Here is an 18,029-nt window from a genome sequence, read left to right on the forward strand (position 1 = left end):
TTAAATCAATTCTTTTTCTACAAATTCCTCTGAAACGAGCAGCACCTCTTCAATGTCTTTTTCGGAGCGAATCACTGCGCCATCCGGCAGCACCATCCCATTAGGAACGATGGCATTTTCAATGACTACATGCTCCCCAATCGTCACATCCGGCATTATGACGGATGATGTAACAGTCGTATGCTTACCGACAGTCACACCTTGAAAAAGAACGGAGTGAGACACATTTCCATATACAACACAACCTTCGTTCACAAGCGAGTCTTGAACCTGCGCATCAGATGAAATAAATTGCGGAGGCTGATTTGGATTGACGGAGTAAATTTTCCATTTGCGTTCAAACAGCTTCAGCTCCGAGTCCTCTTTTAACAAATCCATATTGGCTTCCCACAAGCTCTGCACCGTTCCGACATCCTTCCAATATCCCTTGAACGGATAAGCAGAAAGCTTCTTTTTCTCCTCCAAAAGCAGAGGAATAATGTCTTTGCCGAAGTCGTGGCTAGAATAAGGGTTTTGATCGTCCATCTCAAGATACTGTTTCAAAAGCGGCCAATTGAATATATAAATTCCCATTGAGGCAAGATTGCTCTTAGGGAATTTGGGCTTTTCATCAAAATGTGTGATCGTCCCATCTGGATTGGCCTTCATGATGCCGAACCGGCTTGCTTCCTCCCAGCCCACTTCGATGACAGAGATGGTCACATCTGCTTTCTTTTCAATGTGATAATCAAGCATTTTGCCGTAGTCCATTTTGTATATGTGATCTCCTGATAAAATCAGTACATACTCAGGATCATACTGATTCAAATAATTGAGATTTTCATAAATGGCGCTTGCCGTCCCTTTATACCATTTGACTTCTGATGACTCGGCATAAGGGGGTAAAACCGTCACGCCGCCATTATATCTATCCAGGTCCCATGCACTGCCGATCCCAATATAGGAATTCAGCTCAAGCGGCTGATATTGCGTTAAAATCCCGACTGTGTCTATGCCTGAATTAGAACAGTTGCTTAGGGTAAAATCAATAATCCTGTATTTTCCCCCGAAAGATACAGCCGGTTTGGCCATATTTTTTGTTAATCCGCTGAGACGGCTGCCCTTCCCGCCGGCAAGGAGCATGGCTACACATTGTTTTTTCATCTTTTTATCTCTCCTCTTTTTTTAACCGCCCGTAAAATCGAGATGCCGTAAGGGGGGATGGTCATCGTGATATAACACGGTTTATGATGAAGTGCTCCCTTTTTAGCCGATAACGGCTTTTTGTTGATTTGCCCTGAGCCTCCATATGTTTCACTGTCACTGTTAAGCACTTCAATGTATTGAGTAAAAAAAGGAACTCCAACATCATATTGATGATAGACCACGGGTGTAAAATTACAAATGATGACAAGCGCCTCACCGTGCTTTTTGCCATAACGAATAAAAGAAAAGATTGATTGTTCGTCATTATGGACATCAATCCATTCAAACGATTGTGCACGATGGTCATGCTCATAAAGGATTTTGCTTTTTTGGTAAAAGCGGAGAAGATCTTGCGTAAAAACGCTGGCTTTCTGATGCATGGGGAAGGAGTCCAAAAACCAATCAAGCTGTTCTGTATCTTTCCATTCATCAAATTGGGCAAACTCTGATCCCATAAAGATCAATTTCTTTCCGGGATGCACTGTCATATAGCCCAGCAAAAGCCGATACTGGGCAAATTTCTGCCAGTAGTCGCCAGGCATTTTATTAAGAAGTGATTTTTTTCCGTATACGACTTCATCATGAGAAAACGGCAATACAAAATGCTCACTAAACGCATATAGTAATGAAAAAGAGATAAGCTGATGACAATGCCGCCTTTCTTCGGGCGGCGTCTCCATGTATTTCAGTACGTCATTCATCCATCCCATATTCCATTTATAATGAAAACCAAGCCCCCCTTCCTCAACGGCACCTGTCACTTGAGGCCATTCTGTAGAATCTTCCGCAATCATCATCACATGGGGATATGCCTCTCTCATGGTTTGATTGAGTTTTTTTAAAAAATCAACAGCATATGGATTCGTGTGGCGTTCATCCTGATTTGGCCAATACAAGATATTAGCCACTGCATCAACCCTAAATCCATCTATATGATAGAATTCCGCCCAGTACAACGCATTCGAAATTAAAAAACTATGAACTTCCGGTTTTCCCAGGTCAAAGTTTGCCGTGCCCCATAACCAGTTCTCCCGATCACGTTCTTCTTTGTATTCATAAAGCGGTTCTCCATCAAACATATAGAGTCCATGTGCATCTTTACAAAAATGTCCGGGGACCCAATCCAAAATGACTCCGATATTTTGTTGATGACATTCATCAACAAACTTCATCAGATCATGCGGTGTGCCAAACCTGCTTGTCGGGCTGTAATACCCCGTTCCTTGGTACCCCCATGAACGATCATATGGATGCTCATACACCGGAAGCAGTTCAATATGGGTAAACCCATGCTCCTTGATATAAGGGATAAGCGTCTGACTTAATTCTTTATAGGAATAATGCCTGCCATCAGAATGCTTCTTCCAAGACCCAAGATGCAGTTCATAAATGAAAACAGGTTTTTCATACAGCATCTTAGCCTTCTGTTTTTTTTGCCATTTTTGATCTTGCCAGCTATACCCTTCCAAATTGTAAGTAAGTGACGCTGTGTTTGGTCTGACTTCTGAATAAATAGCGTATGGATCTGCCTTCAGCCTGATCTCACCGTTATTCGTCACGATTTCATATTTATATCGTTCCTTTTCTCCTATACCTGGAATAAATAACGTCCAAATGCCATTATCATTCACTCTGTGCATCACATGCTCTTCTCCAGACCAGCTGTTAAAATCTCCAGCCACTCGTACTTCCGACGCATGAGGCGCCCACACACAGAATTCATATCCGCTTTTGCCATTCAGCTCACGGTAATGCGAGCCAAACAGCTGATAGCTTTTAAACAGACTGCCTTCGTGAAAAAGATAAACATCATGTGCTGTCGGGCTGGCAGCGGCCATGTAATCATCCTTTCTGACATCATAGTTTTCATTTATAGTATTTATTCGAAGAAATAAAAAAAAGCCCTTTCCTGAAAGCGCTTATACTTATAGACAATTAACTTCATTTTCTGAAGAAAAACGAAATATATGGAGATTTTTGTAGTCTGTTTTTAAAATAAAGAACAAAATCTAAGACATATCATGATTTAGAAAACAAAAAAACCTTGCAGGATATGCAAGGCTTCTGGATGACCCGTACGGGATTCGAACCCGTGTTACCGCCGTGAAAGGGCGGTGTCTTAACCGCTTGACCAACGGGCCGATAATTATTATATCTGTAATCATATGGCGGAGAAGGAGGGATTTGAACCCTCGCGCCGCTTACACGACCTACACCCTTAGCAGGGGCGCCTCTTCAGCCACTTGAGTACTTCTCCATTTGGCTCCACAGGCAGGATTCGAACCTGCGACCGATCGGTTAACAGCCGATAGCTCTACCACTGAGCTACTGTGGAATACAAAAGTCATGGTGGGCCTGAATGGACTCGAACCATCGACCTCACGCTTATCAGGCGTGCGCTCTAACCAGCTGAGCTACAGGCCCATGACGATATAGAAATGGAGCGGGTGATGGGAATCGAACCCACGACATCAGCTTGGAAGGCTGAGGTTTTACCACTAAACTACACCCGCAATTTTTATTTGGGGCGATTGATGGGAATCGAACCCACGAATGCCAGAGCCACAATCTGGTGCGTTAACCACTTCGCCACAACCGCCAAAATATAATGATAAATGGTGGCTCGGGACGGAATCGAACCGCCGACACACGGATTTTCAGTCCGTTGCTCTACCAACTGAGCTACCGAGCCTAAGTATTTAAATGGCGGTCCGGACGGGACTCGAACCCGCGACCTCCTGCGTGACAGGCAGGCATTCTAACCAACTGAACTACCGGACCATTTTAAAATTTGGTTGCGGGGGCAGGATTTGAACCTGCGACCTTCGGGTTATGAGCCCGACGAGCTACCGAACTGCTCCACCCCGCGATGATTAGGAATATGTATGGCGGAGGAAGAGGGATTCGAACCCCCGCGGGCTTTGACACCCCTGTCGGTTTTCAAGACCGATCCCTTCAGCCAGACTTGGGTATTCCTCCGTATAGTGGTGGACCTTGTAGGACTCGAACCTACGACCGGACGGTTATGAGCCGTCTGCTCTAACCAACTGAGCTAAAGGTCCATTGGTAGCGGCGGAGGGGATCGAACCCCCGACCTCACGGGTATGAACCGTACGCTCTAGCCAGCTGAGCTACACCGCCAAATATTTTTTGAAACCAAGTGGAGCCTAGCGGGATCGAACCGCTGACCTCCTGCGTGCAAAGCAGGCGCTCTCCCAGCTGAGCTAAGGCCCCAAGAATGGTCGGGAAGACAGGATTCGAACCTGCGACCCCATGGTCCCAAACCATGTGCTCTACCAAGCTGAGCTACTTCCCGATTTCATATAGATCATGGCGCGCCCGAGAGGAGTCGAACCCCTAACCTTTTGATCCGTAGTCAAACGCTCTATCCAATTGAGCTACGGGCGCAAAACTTAATGCCGAGGGCCGGACTTGAACCGGCACGGTAGTCACCTACCGCAGGATTTTAAGTCCTGTGTGTCTGCCAATTCCACCACCCCGGCGTGGATGGTATAGTTGGAGCGGAAGACGGGATTCGAACCCGCGACCCCCACCTTGGCAAGGTGGTGTTCTACCACTGAACTACTTCCGCAGAAATGGTGCGGATGAAGGGACTTGAACCCCCACGTCTGTAAAGACACTAGAGCCTGATTCTAGCGCGTCTGCCAATTCCGCCACATCCGCAACATGTAAATGGTGAGCCATGAAGGACTCGAACCTTCGACCCTCTGATTAAAAGTCAGATGCTCTACCAACTGAGCTAATGGCTCTTCTTACAAGAGACTTGAATATTATATCATATAAAAGTGGTGCCGGCAAGAGGACTTGAACCCCCAACCTACTGATTACAAGTCAGTTGCTCTACCAATTGAGCTACACCGGCATATATGTAAAACCGATATGTATAATGAAAAATGGTGGAGGATGACGGGCTCGAACCGCCGACCCTCTGCTTGTAAGGCAGATGCTCTCCCAGCTGAGCTAATCCTCCATAATTGCACTAACGTGCAATTGCTTGGCGGCGTCCTACTCTCACAGGGGGAAACCCCCGACTACCATCGGCGCTGAAGAGCTTAACTTCCGTGTTCGGTATGGGAACGGGTGTGACCTCTTCGCTATCGCCACCAAACAAATTGAGAGTGTTCTCTCAAAACTAGATAACAGATGTGACATCATTCAAAAGTATGGTTAAGTCCTCGATCGATTAGTATCTGTCAGCTCCATGTGTCGCCACACTTCCACCTCAGACCTATCAACCTGATCATCTTTCAGGGATCTTACTTCCTTGCGGAATGGGAAATCTCATCTTGAGGGGGGCTTCATGCTTAGATGCTTTCAGCACTTATCCCGTCCGCACATAGCTACCCAGCGATGCCCTTGGCAGAACAACTGGTACACCAGCGGTGCGTCCATCCCGGTCCTCTCGTACTAAGGACAGCTCCTCTCAAATTTCCTGCGCCCGCGACGGATAGGGACCGAACTGTCTCACGACGTTCTGAACCCAGCTCGCGTACCGCTTTAATGGGCGAACAGCCCAACCCTTGGGACCGACTACAGCCCCAGGATGCGATGAGCCGACATCGAGGTGCCAAACCTCCCCGTCGATGTGGACTCTTGGGGGAGATAAGCCTGTTATCCCCGGGGTAGCTTTTATCCGTTGAGCGATGGCCCTTCCATGCGGAACCACCGGATCACTAAGCCCGACTTTCGTCCCTGCTCGACTTGTAGGTCTCGCAGTCAAGCTCCCTTGTGCCTTTACACTCTGCGAATGATTTCCAACCATTCTGAGGGAACCTTTGGGCGCCTCCGTTACCTTTTAGGAGGCGACCGCCCCAGTCAAACTGCCCACCTGACACTGTCTCCCCGCCCGATAAGGGCGGCGGGTTAGAAGGTCAATACAGCCAGGGTAGTATCCCACCGATGCCTCCACCGAAGCTGGCGCTCCGGTTTCCAAGGCTCCTACCTATCCTGTACAAGCTGTACCAACATTCAATATCAGGCTGCAGTAAAGCTCCACGGGGTCTTTCCGTCCTGTCGCGGGTAACCTGCATCTTCACAGGTACTATAATTTCACCGAGTCTCTCGTTGAGACAGTGCCCAGATCGTTGCGCCTTTCGTGCGGGTCGGAACTTACCCGACAAGGAATTTCGCTACCTTAGGACCGTTATAGTTACGGCCGCCGTTTACTGGGGCTTCAATTCGCACCTTCGCTTACGCTAAGCGCTCCTCTTAACCTTCCAGCACCGGGCAGGCGTCAGCCCCTATACTTCGCCTTACGGCTTCGCAGAGACCTGTGTTTTTGCTAAACAGTCGCCTGGGCCTATTCACTGCGGCTCTCTCGGGCTTGCACCCTAACAGAGCACCCCTTCTCCCGAAGTTACGGGGTCATTTTGCCGAGTTCCTTAACGAGAGTTCTCTCGATCACCTTAGGATTCTCTCCTCGCCTACCTGTGTCGGTTTGCGGTACGGGCACCTCTCACCTCGCTAGAGGCTTTTCTTGGCAGTGTGGAATCAGGAACTTCGCTACTATATTTCGCTCGCCATCACAGCTCAGCCTTATGGGAAACGGATTTGCCTATTTCCCAGCCTAACTGCTTGGACGCGGATATCCAATACCGCGCTTACCCTATCCTCCTGCGTCCCCCCATTGCTCAAATGGTGAGGAGGTGGTACAGGAATATCAACCTGTTGTCCATCGCCTACGCCTTTCGGCCTCGGCTTAGGTCCCGACTAACCCTGAGCGGACGAGCCTTCCTCAGGAAACCTTAGGCATTCGGTGGAGGGGATTCTCACCCCTCTTTCGCTACTCATACCGGCATTCTCACTTCTAAGCGCTCCACCAGTCCTTCCGGTCTGGCTTCACAGCCCTTAGAACGCTCTCCTACCACTGTTCGAAGAACAGTCCGCAGCTTCGGTGATACGTTTAGCCCCGGTACATTTTCGGCGCAGAGTCACTCGACCAGTGAGCTATTACGCACTCTTTAAATGGTGGCTGCTTCTAAGCCAACATCCTGGTTGTCTAAGCAACTCCACATCCTTTTCCACTTAACGTATACTTTGGGACCTTAGCTGGCGGTCTGGGCTGTTTCCCTTTCGACTACGGATCTTATCACTCGCAGTCTGACTCCCAAGGATAAGTCATTGGCATTCGGAGTTTGACTGAATTCGGTAACCCGGTAGGGGCCCCTAGTCCAATCAGTGCTCTACCTCCAAGACTCTTACCTTGAGGCTAGCCCTAAAGCTATTTCGGAGAGAACCAGCTATCTCCAGGTTCGATTGGCATTTCACCCCTACCCACACCTCATCCCCGCACTTTTCAACGTGCGTGGGTTCGGGCCTCCATTCAGTGTTACCTGAACTTCACCCTGGACATGGGTAGATCACCTGGTTTCGGGTCTACGACCACGTACTCATGCGCCCTATTCAGACTCGCTTTCGCTGCGGCTCCGCATCTTCTGCTTAACCTTGCACGGGATCGTAACTCGCCGGTTCATTCTACAAAAGGCACGCCATCACCCGTTAACGGGCTCTGACTACTTGTAGGCACACGGTTTCAGGATCTCTTTCACTCCCCTTCCGGGGTGCTTTTCACCTTTCCCTCACGGTACTGGTTCACTATCGGTCACTAGGGAGTATTTAGCCTTGGGAGATGGTCCTCCCGGATTCCGACGGAATTTCACGTGTTCCGCCGTACTCAGGATCCACTCAGGAGAGAACGAAGTTTTGACTACAGGGCTGTTACCTCCTATGGCGGGCCTTTCCAGACCTCTTCATCTACCTCGTTCTTTTGTAACTCCGTACAGAGTGTCCTACAACCCCAAGAGGCAAGCCTCTTGGTTTGGGCTGATCCCGTTTCGCTCGCCGCTACTCAGGGAATCGCATTTGCTTTCTCTTCCTCCGGGTACTTAGATGTTTCAGTTCCCCGGGTCTGCCTTCTCATATCCTATGAATTCAGATATGGATACCACTCCATTACGAGTGGTGGGTTTCCCCATTCGGAAATCTCCGGATCAAAGCTTGCTTACAGCTCCCCGAAGCATATCGGTGTTCGTCCCGTCCTTCATCGGCTCCTAGTGCCAAGGCATCCACCGTGCGCCCTTTCTAACTTAACCGTTAAAAAGAATCACTATGTGATATCTTGTGTTACTAATTGAATGTGATGTCTACTGTTATCTAGTTTTCAAAGAACACGTTTCGAAGGAATGATCCTTCAAAACTAAACAAGACAGGGAACGTTCTGTTTATAAGACCCAAGGTCTTATATTCCGTATAATATCCTTAGAAAGGAGGTGATCCAGCCGCACCTTCCGATACGGCTACCTTGTTACGACTTCACCCCAATCATCTGTCCCACCTTCGGCGGCTGGCTCCTAAAAGGTTACCTCACCGACTTCGGGTGTTACAAACTCTCGTGGTGTGACGGGCGGTGTGTACAAGGCCCGGGAACGTATTCACCGCGGCATGCTGATCCGCGATTACTAGCGATTCCAGCTTCACGCAGTCGAGTTGCAGACTGCGATCCGAACTGAGAACAGATTTGTGGGATTGGCTTAACCTCGCGGTTTCGCTGCCCTTTGTTCTGTCCATTGTAGCACGTGTGTAGCCCAGGTCATAAGGGGCATGATGATTTGACGTCATCCCCACCTTCCTCCGGTTTGTCACCGGCAGTCACCTTAGAGTGCCCAACTGAATGCTGGCAACTAAGATCAAGGGTTGCGCTCGTTGCGGGACTTAACCCAACATCTCACGACACGAGCTGACGACAACCATGCACCACCTGTCACTCTGCCCCCGAAGGGGACGTCCTATCTCTAGGATTGCCAGAGGATGTCAAGACCTGGTAAGGTTCTTCGCGTTGCTTCGAATTAAACCACATGCTCCACCGCTTGTGCGGGCCCCCGTCAATTCCTTTGAGTTTCAGTCTTGCGACCGTACTCCCCAGGCGGAGTGCTTAATGCGTTAGCTGCAGCACTAAGGGGCGGAAACCCCCTAACACTTAGCACTCATCGTTTACGGCGTGGACTACCAGGGTATCTAATCCTGTTCGCTCCCCACGCTTTCGCTCCTCAGCGTCAGTTACAGACCAGAGAGTCGCCTTCGCCACTGGTGTTCCTCCACATCTCTACGCATTTCACCGCTACACGTGGAATTCCACTCTCCTCTTCTGCACTCAAGTTCCCCAGTTTCCAATGACCCTCCCCGGTTGAGCCGGGGGCTTTCACATCAGACTTAAGAAACCGCCTGCGAGCCCTTTACGCCCAATAATTCCGGACAACGCTTGCCACCTACGTATTACCGCGGCTGCTGGCACGTAGTTAGCCGTGGCTTTCTGGTTAGGTACCGTCAAGGTACCGCCCTATTTGAACGGTACTTGTTCTTCCCTAACAACAGAGCTTTACGATCCGAAAACCTTCATCACTCACGCGGCGTTGCTCCGTCAGACTTTCGTCCATTGCGGAAGATTCCCTACTGCTGCCTCCCGTAGGAGTCTGGGCCGTGTCTCAGTCCCAGTGTGGCCGATCACCCTCTCAGGTCGGCTACGCATCGTCGCCTTGGTGAGCCGTTACCTCACCAACTAGCTAATGCGCCGCGGGTCCATCTGTAAGTGGTAGCCGAAGCCACCTTTTATGTTTGAACCATGCGGTTCAAACAAGCATCCGGTATTAGCCCCGGTTTCCCGGAGTTATCCCAGTCTTACAGGCAGGTTACCCACGTGTTACTCACCCGTCCGCCGCTAACATCAGGGAGCAAGCTCCCATCTGTCCGCTCGACTTGCATGTATTAGGCACGCCGCCAGCGTTCGTCCTGAGCCAGGATCAAACTCTCCGATAAATGGATCACAGGTTAAGTTCACCGCATCCTGCGGCGACACCTGTGTGACCTGCGTCGTGCAGGTCCTAGTTTGACTGACTACGCACATCGCTGTGCGATTTATAAAAATGAATTAACAGGTACGTTTTATCTTGTTTAGTTTTCAAAGATCATTTCGTTACTTCTCAATGAAGCAGCTTTACTAATATAACATTCAGCTTCTTTTTTGTCAACAACTTTTTTCAAGTTGTTTTGAAGCATCTAGTTTGTGTCCGCTGTGCATCAGCGACGTTTAATAATATAACACCTGTATTTATTTATTGCAATAGTTTTTTTAAAAAATCTATAAAACAAATAAACTATAATCCTCGCCATGATTTCTAAAGCGTGTGTATCATATAACTTTCTTAAAAGAACATATACATCAGTCATGTGATCTTGTTGTTTTTTTTGTTTTCTTGTATAGTAGAAACGAACTAAATACTGATGACCACAAGGGGAGCATTAAAGCTGAGAGTGAGCGGTTTCGTTCTGACCCTTTGAACCTGTTAGTTAACGCTGGCGTAGGGATGTGGCAAAGTCAAATGAATTGCAGATCGTAAAGCAGTGCGTGGAACTTTTCTCATCCTTCCGCGTGCTGCTTTTTTGTTGTCCTTTTGGTTGTCTGTCAATGGAAGGAGATAGATATGAATCAATCTAAGCAACTGGTTCGCCTTATTGAAATTGCCATTATGACAGCAGCAGCCGTTATTTTAGACATTGTCTCAGGAATGTTTCTTAGCATGCCTCAAGGAGGCTCGGTCTCCATCATGATGATTCCGATCTTTTTAATTTCGTTTCGCTGGGGTGTCAAAGCAGGTCTTACTACAGGTTTGTTGACAGGTCTAGTACAAATAGCAATCGGAAACTTGTTTGCTCAACATCCTGTACAGCTATTGTTAGATTACATTGTCGCTTTCGCAGCAATCGGCATAAGCGGCTGTTTCGCTTCTTCTGTCCGTAAAGCCGCTGTATCAAAAACAAAAGGGAAATTGATTGTTTCAGTGGTCAGCGCAGTTTTCATCGGCAGTTTGCTGCGCTATGCCGCGCATGTCATTTCAGGAGCTGTGTTTTTCGGCAGCTTTGCTCCAAAAGGAACGCCGGTATGGATTTATTCTTTAACTTATAATGCGACTTACATGGTTCCTTCATTCATTATTTGTGCAATTGTCCTATGTTTATTATTTATGACAGCACCCCGTTTGCTTAAAAGTGACAAAGCGTAAAAGTGACAATCCCCCAGCGAATTCCGCTGGGGGATTGTTCGTTATCTGTTAAGAAGTGTTTTTAAAGCTGAAAGATCCGGCCAGCCAAGACCTACTTCTTTCAGTCTTACTCCGTCAATTTCAAAGTTGTCCTCCGCTACTCTTTCAGGTGAATAGGCCTGATAAAATATAATCGAGGGATTCTGCTCAATAACCCAAACAAACATACTTGAAAAACCATGTTGAAGCAAAAACTCCGCTCCTTTTGCTAAGAGCGCCCTGCCTGCACCTTGCCGCTGGCGCTCTTCCACAAGATAAATAGCGTATAACTCGCCGTCATAGCCTTCTTGTTCAGATCGAATAGGTCCAAATGAAGCAAAGCCGAATACTGAACCCATTTCGTCCTGAGCAACAAATACTCCCTTTAACGAGCGACTTTTCCATTTGTCTTCAAATTCCTTATAGTTCAGGCTGTTTAAATAATCAATCGGGATAATTTCGTGGTATGTTGTCCTCCAGCTGTCTACATGCACTTTTGCAATGTCCTTTATATCCTCTAACTTCGCTTCACGTACAGTTACCATACGGTTCTGCCCTTTCCTTACTCTGATTTTTGGATCGTTTTGGCTTCTTTGATTTCATTTGTTAATTCATTAATGCTTTGTTTTACGTTTCCTTTTCCTGAAAAGTTCTCAAGCATTTCTTTTACATCAATTCCTGAGGATGCTTTTAAACTTTCTTGCAGACTTGACATTAAGTTCGTCGCATAGCTGGTTACTTTGTTTGCTCCGCTTGATTCACCGCTTCCTCCTGTATCGACAACGGTGATTTTATCAATATTTGAAAGAGGTGCCGCTGCTTGTTTCGCGTATTCCGGAAGCATTTTGACAATCATATCGAAAATCGCCGCCTGCCCGTACTGTTCAAAGGCAGCCGCAATTTTCTCTTTTGCTTCCGCTTCTGCAAGACCTTTCAGGCGGATAACCTCTGCCTCTGTCTCTCCTTTCGCTTTTTCCGCTTCTGCTTTTGCTAGCCCGTCAATTCTTACTTTTTCCGCCTCAGCCTTTGCCATTGCTTCAATACTGTACTTCTTGGCATCGGCTTCCGCGAGCTGTTTGGCTTTCTCTGCTGCTGCGGACTGCTCAACAGAATAACGGTCTGCATCGGCTTTTTTCTTTACCTCTGAGTCGTATTGACGTTCACGGCGAAGAATTTCTTTTTCTTCTAGTTCTATTTGTTTTTGGCGTTCGATAATTTTAACCTGCATTTCCTGCTCTGTGACTTGCTGGCGTGCTCTGGCAGTCTCTAAATCATATGCTTGGTCGGCATTCGCTTTTGCCGTATCTTGTTCTCTGCGGAATTCAGCCATTTTGAGCTGATTGAGTTTTTCAGCTTCAGCGATTTCCGTCGCCCGTTCAAGTTCTGATTTTTTTGCGTCTTTATCGGCTTCTGCCCGCTTAATTCGTGTTTCTTTATCAGCCTCTGCTGTTGCGATATCAGCATCGCGTTTTACTTGGGCAATTCTCGGTTTCCCTAATGATTCAAGATAACCGTTTTTATCACGAACATCTTTAATGGTAAACGAGACGATTACAAGCCCCATTTTCGCGAGATCCTGTGAAGCGACACGCTGCACCTCTTGAGAGAATTTTTCTCTGTTTTTATAGATTTCTTCTACTGTCATTGAGCCGAGAATGGAACGAAGGTGGCCTTCTAAAACCTCCCGCGCTTCCTGCTCACGGTCGTCTTTTGATTTCCCTAAAAATTGTTCGGCCGCTGTAGCGATTTCTCCTATAGAACCGCCGATTTTAATAATCGCAGTTCCATCGGCCATTACTGGCACTCCTTGTTCTGTATAGACTTCAGGTGTCGAAACATCGAGTTTGCTTGATAATAAGCTTAGCGGCTCTGCCTGCTGGAAGACGGGAAGGACAAAGGTTCCTCCGCCGCGGACGATTTTAATACGGTTGCCGCCTTCATCGACATGAACATTTTTATTCCCCAGATAGCTCCCTGTTACAATTAACGCTTCATCAGGCCCTGCTGTACGATACTTCGTAATAAACACAGCTATTAGTGCAATTAATAAAAAGAATACAACTCCGATGATCATTATAATCGGCATTGTCATATCAAATTCCTCCTTTTATGTTAAATGGGTTCATGCGGAGTAACCGAAAGAACTCCGTTGTTAATATCTACGACTAACACCGTTGTCCCGTAACTGATCTGCTGATTATCAAAACTGACCGCTGACTTTGAAATGGTGCCTCCTATCCCTTCTATGACCACTTCACCAAACCCGTCAACCGGAACAGCTGTAATCACTTTACCGAGTCTTCCTCTGAGATCATCTTCTCTATATGCCAATGATTCTTCTGCAGATGATAATGGTACCAGTACAAAGATGTGAAGCAATACCACCAGCATGATTGAAAGGATGCAAGATAAAAGCGCAATCAGCAAGCTTGACAGAGGCAATACGAGTTCACCTATATATCCGCCCGCTGAAAAACATGTGAAAAATGAGAGCACTAATGTCGGATTAAGAAACGGAATGCCTTCCGGCAGCCCTGCAAATACATCTCCGAAAAACAGAAATAACAGCGTAAGGCTGCCCGCAATAATAAGCGTATAAAGATAAATTGTTTGTATAGGTACTCCAAATAACTCCAATTTCCTCATCCTTTCTTCATCAATGCATTGATGAACGGCTGCCGTTACCATTTATACGAGACACCACGGGAAAAGTTTCAAAATTTTAAGACAAATAACCCATTTGAAGTGCTTTATAAATGATAATTGCTTATATATATGGTAATGTCATTTTAGGAGGAGATATGATGAGTATCTTTAATGAAGCCAGATTAGAAACGTGGAACGAATTGAAAGGACTTTCTGACGAAAAGCTGAACCAAAAGCCTTCTGCTGAAGAATGGAGCATACGGGAAGTTCTTGACCATTTGAAAAAAATCGATATGACCGCACAAAAAATGTTGAAGGAACGTGTAAAGGACGCTCCGATTAAAGAAATTGAAGAAAAACCGCTTGAGGTAGCACAGGACAGAAATAATAAACGGAAAGCCCCGAGTCATCTTGAGCCTGCGCATGATTTTATTTCAGGCAACCAAATGAAACGTGAGCTTGATGTGGTAAGAGAGCAGCTGACTGCTGCGATTGCCTCTCTGACAGAAGAAGATTTTGAAAGAGTGCTTCCGCATCCTGTGTTTCAAGAGCTGACTGTCAGACAGTGGATCGATTTTATCGGCCATCATGAAAAACGGCATCTCAGCCAAATAAAAGAAATTAAAGAAAAGATAGAAAGGGCCTGATTTCATCAGACCCTTTCTGCTTTTCGTTTGACTTTTCGCTGATAGGAATGAACTTCTATTTCATCGCCTGTGTAAACAGCACCAGGTCTCTCCACAATACAGACAATCCCTCTAATGCCCAGTGCGTGGCGGACGAAAGCCGGCGCCAGCTTCGGTTGGTCCGGATAATAAGACTGAATCACTTCTCCCGGCTGGATACACGGATCATTTTCGCCCTCACACAGCAGAGCCGCTCCACTCGGAAAAATAATCCGGCTTCCTTCTTTTAATGAAGTAAGATCTGGCATACCGCTGACTGCCACATTCGCCCCGAGCCATTCCGGCAAAATCCTCGGCACTCCCATTTTTAAAGCGATTTCGTTGCATTCCTCTATTGAAACAATTGAAATTTGTCTGCGGTTGAAAATTTCAGTCCCTCTTGAAAACATTGGTTCTCTGGCTCCCGCTTTTTTGGTCAGGCCAAAATGCAAGTCGCCGGGGATGCCGCCATAATCAAAATCAAGCTTGTCCATTTGCTTTGTTACGAAGCTTTCTGTATCTGCGATATATAAGCCTTCCGCTTTTGCAGTCATACGCTTCCACATCAGCTGGCACCTTCCTTCTTATCTAAAATTTCCACCTATGCTTCATTATCCCAAAAAATCCCGCTCTGTAAAGGAGCGGGATTTTGATTATACCGTTTTAGGCGTAAGGTTAAAGCAGCGCTTGTAGATCCAGTTGTATGCTTTTTCATTTAAATCTCTAGGGTTTCCGAAGGTTTGCGGATCTTTCATTGCTTCTTTAGACAAGCGTTCGATCATATTAGGTGATACTCCCTGCTCTTCTAAAGTCGGCACTTCTAAATCTTCGACCAGATCATACATCCAATTGACAGATGCTTTCGCAGCTTCTTCTGTTGTCATCTTGCTTGTATCAATACCGAACGCTTTCGCAATACGCGCAAACTTCTCAGGATAGCCCTTCCAGTTGTATTCCATGACAGGGCCCATCATCGCCGCTACACATTGGCCGTGAGCGACTGGGATAATACCGCCAAGCGTTTGGCTCATCGCATGAGCCGCGCCCGCTGATTCACTTCCATAAGAAAGACCAGCAAGCATCGCAGCCTGCGCCATTCCGTACCTTGCTTCCAGATCCTCTCCGTCAGCAAATGCCCTCTTAATGTAATGAGCAGCATACTCAATCGCCATTAAGGCAACCGCATCCGTGATTGGCTGTGCAAATTTCATTGTATAGCACTCAATGGCATGGGCGAGCGCATCAATTCCCGTCATAGCTGTTACATGCGGAGGCATTGAAACATGAAGCTCAGGATCAATGATGGTCAAGTGCGCTGCAATCAGCGGACCGCCCGTGTTGAATTTGAATTCTCTTTCTTCATCTGTGATAACCGCCCATTGGGTTACTTCTGATCCTGTTCCAGCTGTAGTGGGAATTGTCGTCAGCGGAGGAATGCGGTTTTCCAGCGGTTTTTTCCCATCTGCCGCTTCATAATCAAGCACGCTTCCTTCGTGAGTCGCTTCTACTCCGATTGCTTTTGCTGTATCCATGGAGCTTCCGCCTCCGACTGCCACCAAACCATTACAGTTCTCTTTTTTGTAAAGCTCAGATCCTTCATTCACCAGACGGACAGGCGGGTTTGGCTCAACTTTATTAAAGAGCACCACTTCAATGCCTGCTTCTTTAAGTGATTCGATTACAGGATCAGCAACACCGGCTTTATAAATCCCTGGGTCTGTGACAAGGAGCGCTTTTGAAACGCCCAGTACAGCTACTTCCTCACCCGTATGCTTGATGGCTCCGATTCCATGCTTAATCACAGTCGGAATTTCAAATGTGTGGAATTTCTGCATGCTTTCTACCTTCATATTTAATGTCATCATCAATCTCCCCCTCTTATGAATTGAACCAGTTAACCGCTGCCGGTTTTGTATTGCGGTATACATGTTTGACTTCTGTGTATTCTTCAAGGCCTATTTTTCCAAGCTCGCGTCCGAACCCGGATTGCTTATATCCGCCCCATGGCGCTTGTGCAAAGTACGGATGAAAATCGTTGATCCAAACGGTTCCCATTCTCAAGCGGGCTGCTACCCGTTCGCACTTTTCAATATCTTTTGACCATACCGCTCCAGCCAAGCCATAGATGGTATCATTCGCAAGCTCGATTACCTCTTCTTCAGAGCTGAAGGTTTCGACTGTCAATACAGGACCGAAAACCTCTTCCTGAACGATTCTCATGTCAGAATTACAGTTTGAGAAAATAGTAGGTTCATAGAAAAAGCCGTTTTGAAGCGCAGGATCTTCCGGGCGTTTGCCTCCTGTCTCCAGCTTCGCGCCTTCCTCTATTCCGATCTCTACATATTTTTCTACCTTTGCCCTGTGCTCCGCCGAAATAAGCGGACCGCTTTCTGTCTCAGCATGAAAACCGTTTCCGAGTTTTATGCGTTTTGCTCGTTTGACCAGCTCCGCCAAAAATTGATCATGAATGGCGTCCTCAACAAGCAAGCGGGAACCTGCAGAGCATACTTGGCCGGCGTGGAAAAATACAGCGTTTAAAGCTTGATCAACCGCAACTTCTAAATCCGCGTCCTTGAAAACAATATTTGGGTTTTTCCCGCCAAGTTCAAGGGCGATTTTTTTGACGTTTCCGCTTGCCGCCCGCATGATTTTTTTGCCTGTTTCAATTCCGCCCGTAAACGAAATCAAATCGACGTCTTTGTTTACGGCAAGCTCGTCGCCCACTGTGGCTCCCGGTCCAAGAACAAGATTTGCGACACCTTTTGGAACACAGGCTTCTTCCATCAGCTTAAAGACTTTGATTGTCGTCAGCGGCGTAATCTCACTCGGCTTCATGACGATTGTGTTTCCTGCAGCCAGTGCAGGGGCGATTTTCCAGCTTGCTTGAAGGAGCGGATAATTCCATGGAGTGATCTGGCCGCAAACCCCGATTGGCTCCCTAATAATTTTGCTTTCTGAATCAGGAATCGGAGATGAAATGATCTCTCCGCCATCTTTGTCTGCCAAGCCGGCGTAATATTGAAAAACATTGGCGATATCGTCCATATCGGCCTTACTTTCTTCGAGTGTTTTTCCTGTATCAAGAGATTCAAGCTCAGCCAGCTCCTCAAGATCGCGTCTGATTAATTCCGCAATTTTCAGAACAATTTTCCCGCGTTCAAGCCCGGATAGCGATGACCATTCTCCTTTGTCAAATGCTCTGCGTGCGGCTGCGATTGCTTTGATGGCGTCCTCTCGCCCTCCCTCGCTTACAGTTGCAATTTCTTCTTGATTAAATGGGTTGATAATACTGCGGATCTGTTCTTTTTCGGCACTGATCCATTCTCCGTCAATGAATAATGTTTGACTCATATAAGCCTCCTTGACGTAAATAAAGTTTGTTAAATAAAAATTTAATGTTTTTAACAACCTTAATCTAACATATGGTTTTTAAACTGTC

10 protein-coding genes, 21 tRNA genes, 3 rRNA genes and 1 riboswitch are annotated in these 18,029 nt (G+C 46.9%); of the genes, 2 read left to right on the forward strand and 32 right to left on the reverse strand.

Annotated features, from left to right (window positions below; translation table 11 throughout):
• The 26 genes from AC0OMU_RS16070 to AC0OMU_RS16195 form a co-directional block, all read right to left on the reverse strand.
• Entirely contained in the window at positions 1-1,143 is a 1,143-nt protein-coding gene (locus AC0OMU_RS16070; RefSeq protein ID WP_003229018.1) for a glucose-1-phosphate adenylyltransferase, read from the reverse strand.
• Positions 1,140-3,023: a 1,4-alpha-glucan branching enzyme gene (gene glgB, locus AC0OMU_RS16075; protein WP_047183080.1), complete on the reverse strand. Its 1,884-nt coding sequence runs from the start codon at positions 3,021-3,023 to the stop codon at positions 1,140-1,142. Before glgB ends, AC0OMU_RS16070 begins: the two co-directional genes overlap by 4 nt.
• A 231-nt stretch (positions 3,024-3,254) precedes the next feature.
• Positions 3,255-3,326, reverse strand: a tRNA-Glu gene (locus AC0OMU_RS16080).
• A 25-nt stretch (positions 3,327-3,351) separates the two neighbouring features.
• Positions 3,352-3,442: transfer RNA gene (locus AC0OMU_RS16085), tRNA-Ser, on the reverse strand.
• Positions 3,443-3,445: 3 nt separating this feature from the next.
• Positions 3,446-3,520 (reverse strand) — tRNA-Asn (locus AC0OMU_RS16090).
• 12 nt (positions 3,521-3,532) lie between these two features.
• Positions 3,533-3,609, reverse strand: a tRNA-Ile gene (locus AC0OMU_RS16095).
• Between the two features lie 15 nt (positions 3,610-3,624).
• Positions 3,625-3,698: transfer RNA gene (locus AC0OMU_RS16100), tRNA-Gly, on the reverse strand.
• 10 nt (positions 3,699-3,708) lie between these two features.
• A tRNA-His gene (locus AC0OMU_RS16105) sits at positions 3,709-3,784 on the reverse strand.
• Positions 3,785-3,801: 17 nt separating this feature from the next.
• A tRNA-Phe gene (locus AC0OMU_RS16110) sits at positions 3,802-3,877 on the reverse strand.
• A 12-nt stretch (positions 3,878-3,889) separates the two neighbouring features.
• A tRNA-Asp gene (locus AC0OMU_RS16115) sits at positions 3,890-3,966 on the reverse strand.
• A gap of 11 nt (positions 3,967-3,977) precedes the next feature.
• Positions 3,978-4,054 (reverse strand) — tRNA-Met (locus AC0OMU_RS16120).
• 17 nt (positions 4,055-4,071) lie between these two features.
• Positions 4,072-4,164: transfer RNA gene (locus tag AC0OMU_RS16125), tRNA-Ser, on the reverse strand.
• 6 nt (positions 4,165-4,170) lie between these two features.
• Positions 4,171-4,247 (reverse strand) — tRNA-Ile (locus AC0OMU_RS16130).
• Between the two features lie 2 nt (positions 4,248-4,249).
• Positions 4,250-4,326, reverse strand: a tRNA-Met gene (locus tag AC0OMU_RS16135).
• Positions 4,327-4,346: 20 nt separating this feature from the next.
• Positions 4,347-4,419, reverse strand: a tRNA-Ala gene (locus AC0OMU_RS16140).
• Positions 4,420-4,424: 5 nt separating this feature from the next.
• Positions 4,425-4,501: transfer RNA gene (locus tag AC0OMU_RS16145), tRNA-Pro, on the reverse strand.
• A 15-nt stretch (positions 4,502-4,516) separates the two neighbouring features.
• Positions 4,517-4,593: transfer RNA gene (locus AC0OMU_RS16150), tRNA-Arg, on the reverse strand.
• A 9-nt stretch (positions 4,594-4,602) separates the two neighbouring features.
• Positions 4,603-4,688: transfer RNA gene (locus tag AC0OMU_RS16155), tRNA-Leu, on the reverse strand.
• Between the two features lie 14 nt (positions 4,689-4,702).
• A tRNA-Gly gene (locus AC0OMU_RS16160) sits at positions 4,703-4,777 on the reverse strand.
• 5 nt (positions 4,778-4,782) lie between these two features.
• A tRNA-Leu gene (locus tag AC0OMU_RS16165) sits at positions 4,783-4,869 on the reverse strand.
• Positions 4,870-4,879: 10 nt separating this feature from the next.
• Positions 4,880-4,955, reverse strand: a tRNA-Lys gene (locus AC0OMU_RS16170).
• Between the two features lie 37 nt (positions 4,956-4,992).
• A tRNA-Thr gene (locus tag AC0OMU_RS16175) sits at positions 4,993-5,068 on the reverse strand.
• A gap of 32 nt (positions 5,069-5,100) precedes the next feature.
• Positions 5,101-5,176 (reverse strand) — tRNA-Val (locus AC0OMU_RS16180).
• Positions 5,177-5,198: 22 nt separating this feature from the next.
• Positions 5,199-5,314 (reverse strand): 5S ribosomal RNA (gene rrf, locus AC0OMU_RS16185).
• 55 nt (positions 5,315-5,369) lie between these two features.
• Positions 5,370-8,297 (reverse strand): 23S ribosomal RNA (locus tag AC0OMU_RS16190).
• A 170-nt stretch (positions 8,298-8,467) separates the two neighbouring features.
• Positions 8,468-10,017, reverse strand: a 16S ribosomal RNA gene (locus AC0OMU_RS16195).
• The 16S, 23S and 5S rRNA genes sit together here with 21 tRNA genes alongside, the layout of an rRNA operon.
• A 464-nt stretch (positions 10,018-10,481) precedes the next feature.
• A riboswitch (TPP riboswitch) is annotated at positions 10,482-10,583 on the forward strand.
• A gap of 99 nt (positions 10,584-10,682) precedes the next feature.
• On the opposite strand from AC0OMU_RS16195, the gene thiT reads away from it, so the two are divergent.
• On the forward strand, positions 10,683-11,261 hold the full coding sequence (gene thiT, locus AC0OMU_RS16200; RefSeq protein WP_003228966.1) for an energy-coupled thiamine transporter ThiT: 579 nt from the start codon (positions 10,683-10,685) through the stop codon (positions 11,259-11,261).
• Between the two features lie 41 nt (positions 11,262-11,302).
• Here the strand turns inward: thiT and AC0OMU_RS16205 are convergent, their stop codons facing one another.
• The 3 genes from AC0OMU_RS16205 to AC0OMU_RS16215 are packed head-to-tail and all read right to left on the reverse strand — an operon-like array spanning position 11,303 to position 13,916.
• Positions 11,303-11,824, reverse strand: a complete 522-nt coding sequence (locus AC0OMU_RS16205) for an N-acetyltransferase family protein (RefSeq protein WP_474222243.1) — start codon at positions 11,822-11,824, stop codon at positions 11,303-11,305.
• Positions 11,825-11,841: 17 nt separating this feature from the next.
• A complete protein-coding gene (floT, locus tag AC0OMU_RS16210; protein WP_015384468.1) occupies positions 11,842-13,371 on the reverse strand; it encodes a flotillin lipid rafts scaffold protein FloT in 1,530 nt (509 codons plus the stop codon).
• A 20-nt stretch (positions 13,372-13,391) separates the two neighbouring features.
• Positions 13,392-13,916, reverse strand: coding sequence for an NfeD family membrane protein (locus AC0OMU_RS16215; protein ID WP_015251368.1), 525 nt, complete (start codon positions 13,914-13,916; stop codon positions 13,392-13,394).
• A 167-nt stretch (positions 13,917-14,083) separates the two neighbouring features.
• Here AC0OMU_RS16215 and AC0OMU_RS16220 point away from each other — a divergent pair, with 167 nt between their 5' ends.
• Positions 14,084-14,572: a DinB family protein gene (locus AC0OMU_RS16220; RefSeq protein ID WP_474241584.1), complete on the forward strand. Its 489-nt coding sequence runs from the start codon at positions 14,084-14,086 to the stop codon at positions 14,570-14,572.
• A 5-nt stretch (positions 14,573-14,577) separates the two neighbouring features.
• On the opposite strand, the gene AC0OMU_RS16225 is transcribed toward AC0OMU_RS16220, so the two are convergent.
• From AC0OMU_RS16225 to betB, 3 genes are all read right to left on the reverse strand, one after another.
• Positions 14,578-15,156 (reverse strand): MOSC domain-containing protein, encoded by a 579-nt coding sequence (locus AC0OMU_RS16225; RefSeq protein WP_014477775.1) that lies wholly within the window; start codon positions 15,154-15,156, stop codon positions 14,578-14,580.
• A gap of 87 nt (positions 15,157-15,243) precedes the next feature.
• Complete coding sequence (gbsB, locus tag AC0OMU_RS16230) at positions 15,244-16,452, reverse strand: choline dehydrogenase (RefSeq protein WP_047183576.1); 1,209 nt, start codon at positions 16,450-16,452, stop codon at positions 15,244-15,246.
• 16 nt (positions 16,453-16,468) lie between these two features.
• Positions 16,469-17,941 (reverse strand): betaine-aldehyde dehydrogenase, encoded by a 1,473-nt coding sequence (gene betB / locus AC0OMU_RS16235; protein ID WP_100505745.1) that lies wholly within the window; start codon positions 17,939-17,941, stop codon positions 16,469-16,471.
• Positions 17,942-18,029 lie beyond the last annotated feature (88 nt).

The sequence above is a fragment of the Bacillus sp. FAU18 genome (assembly GCF_056033885.1).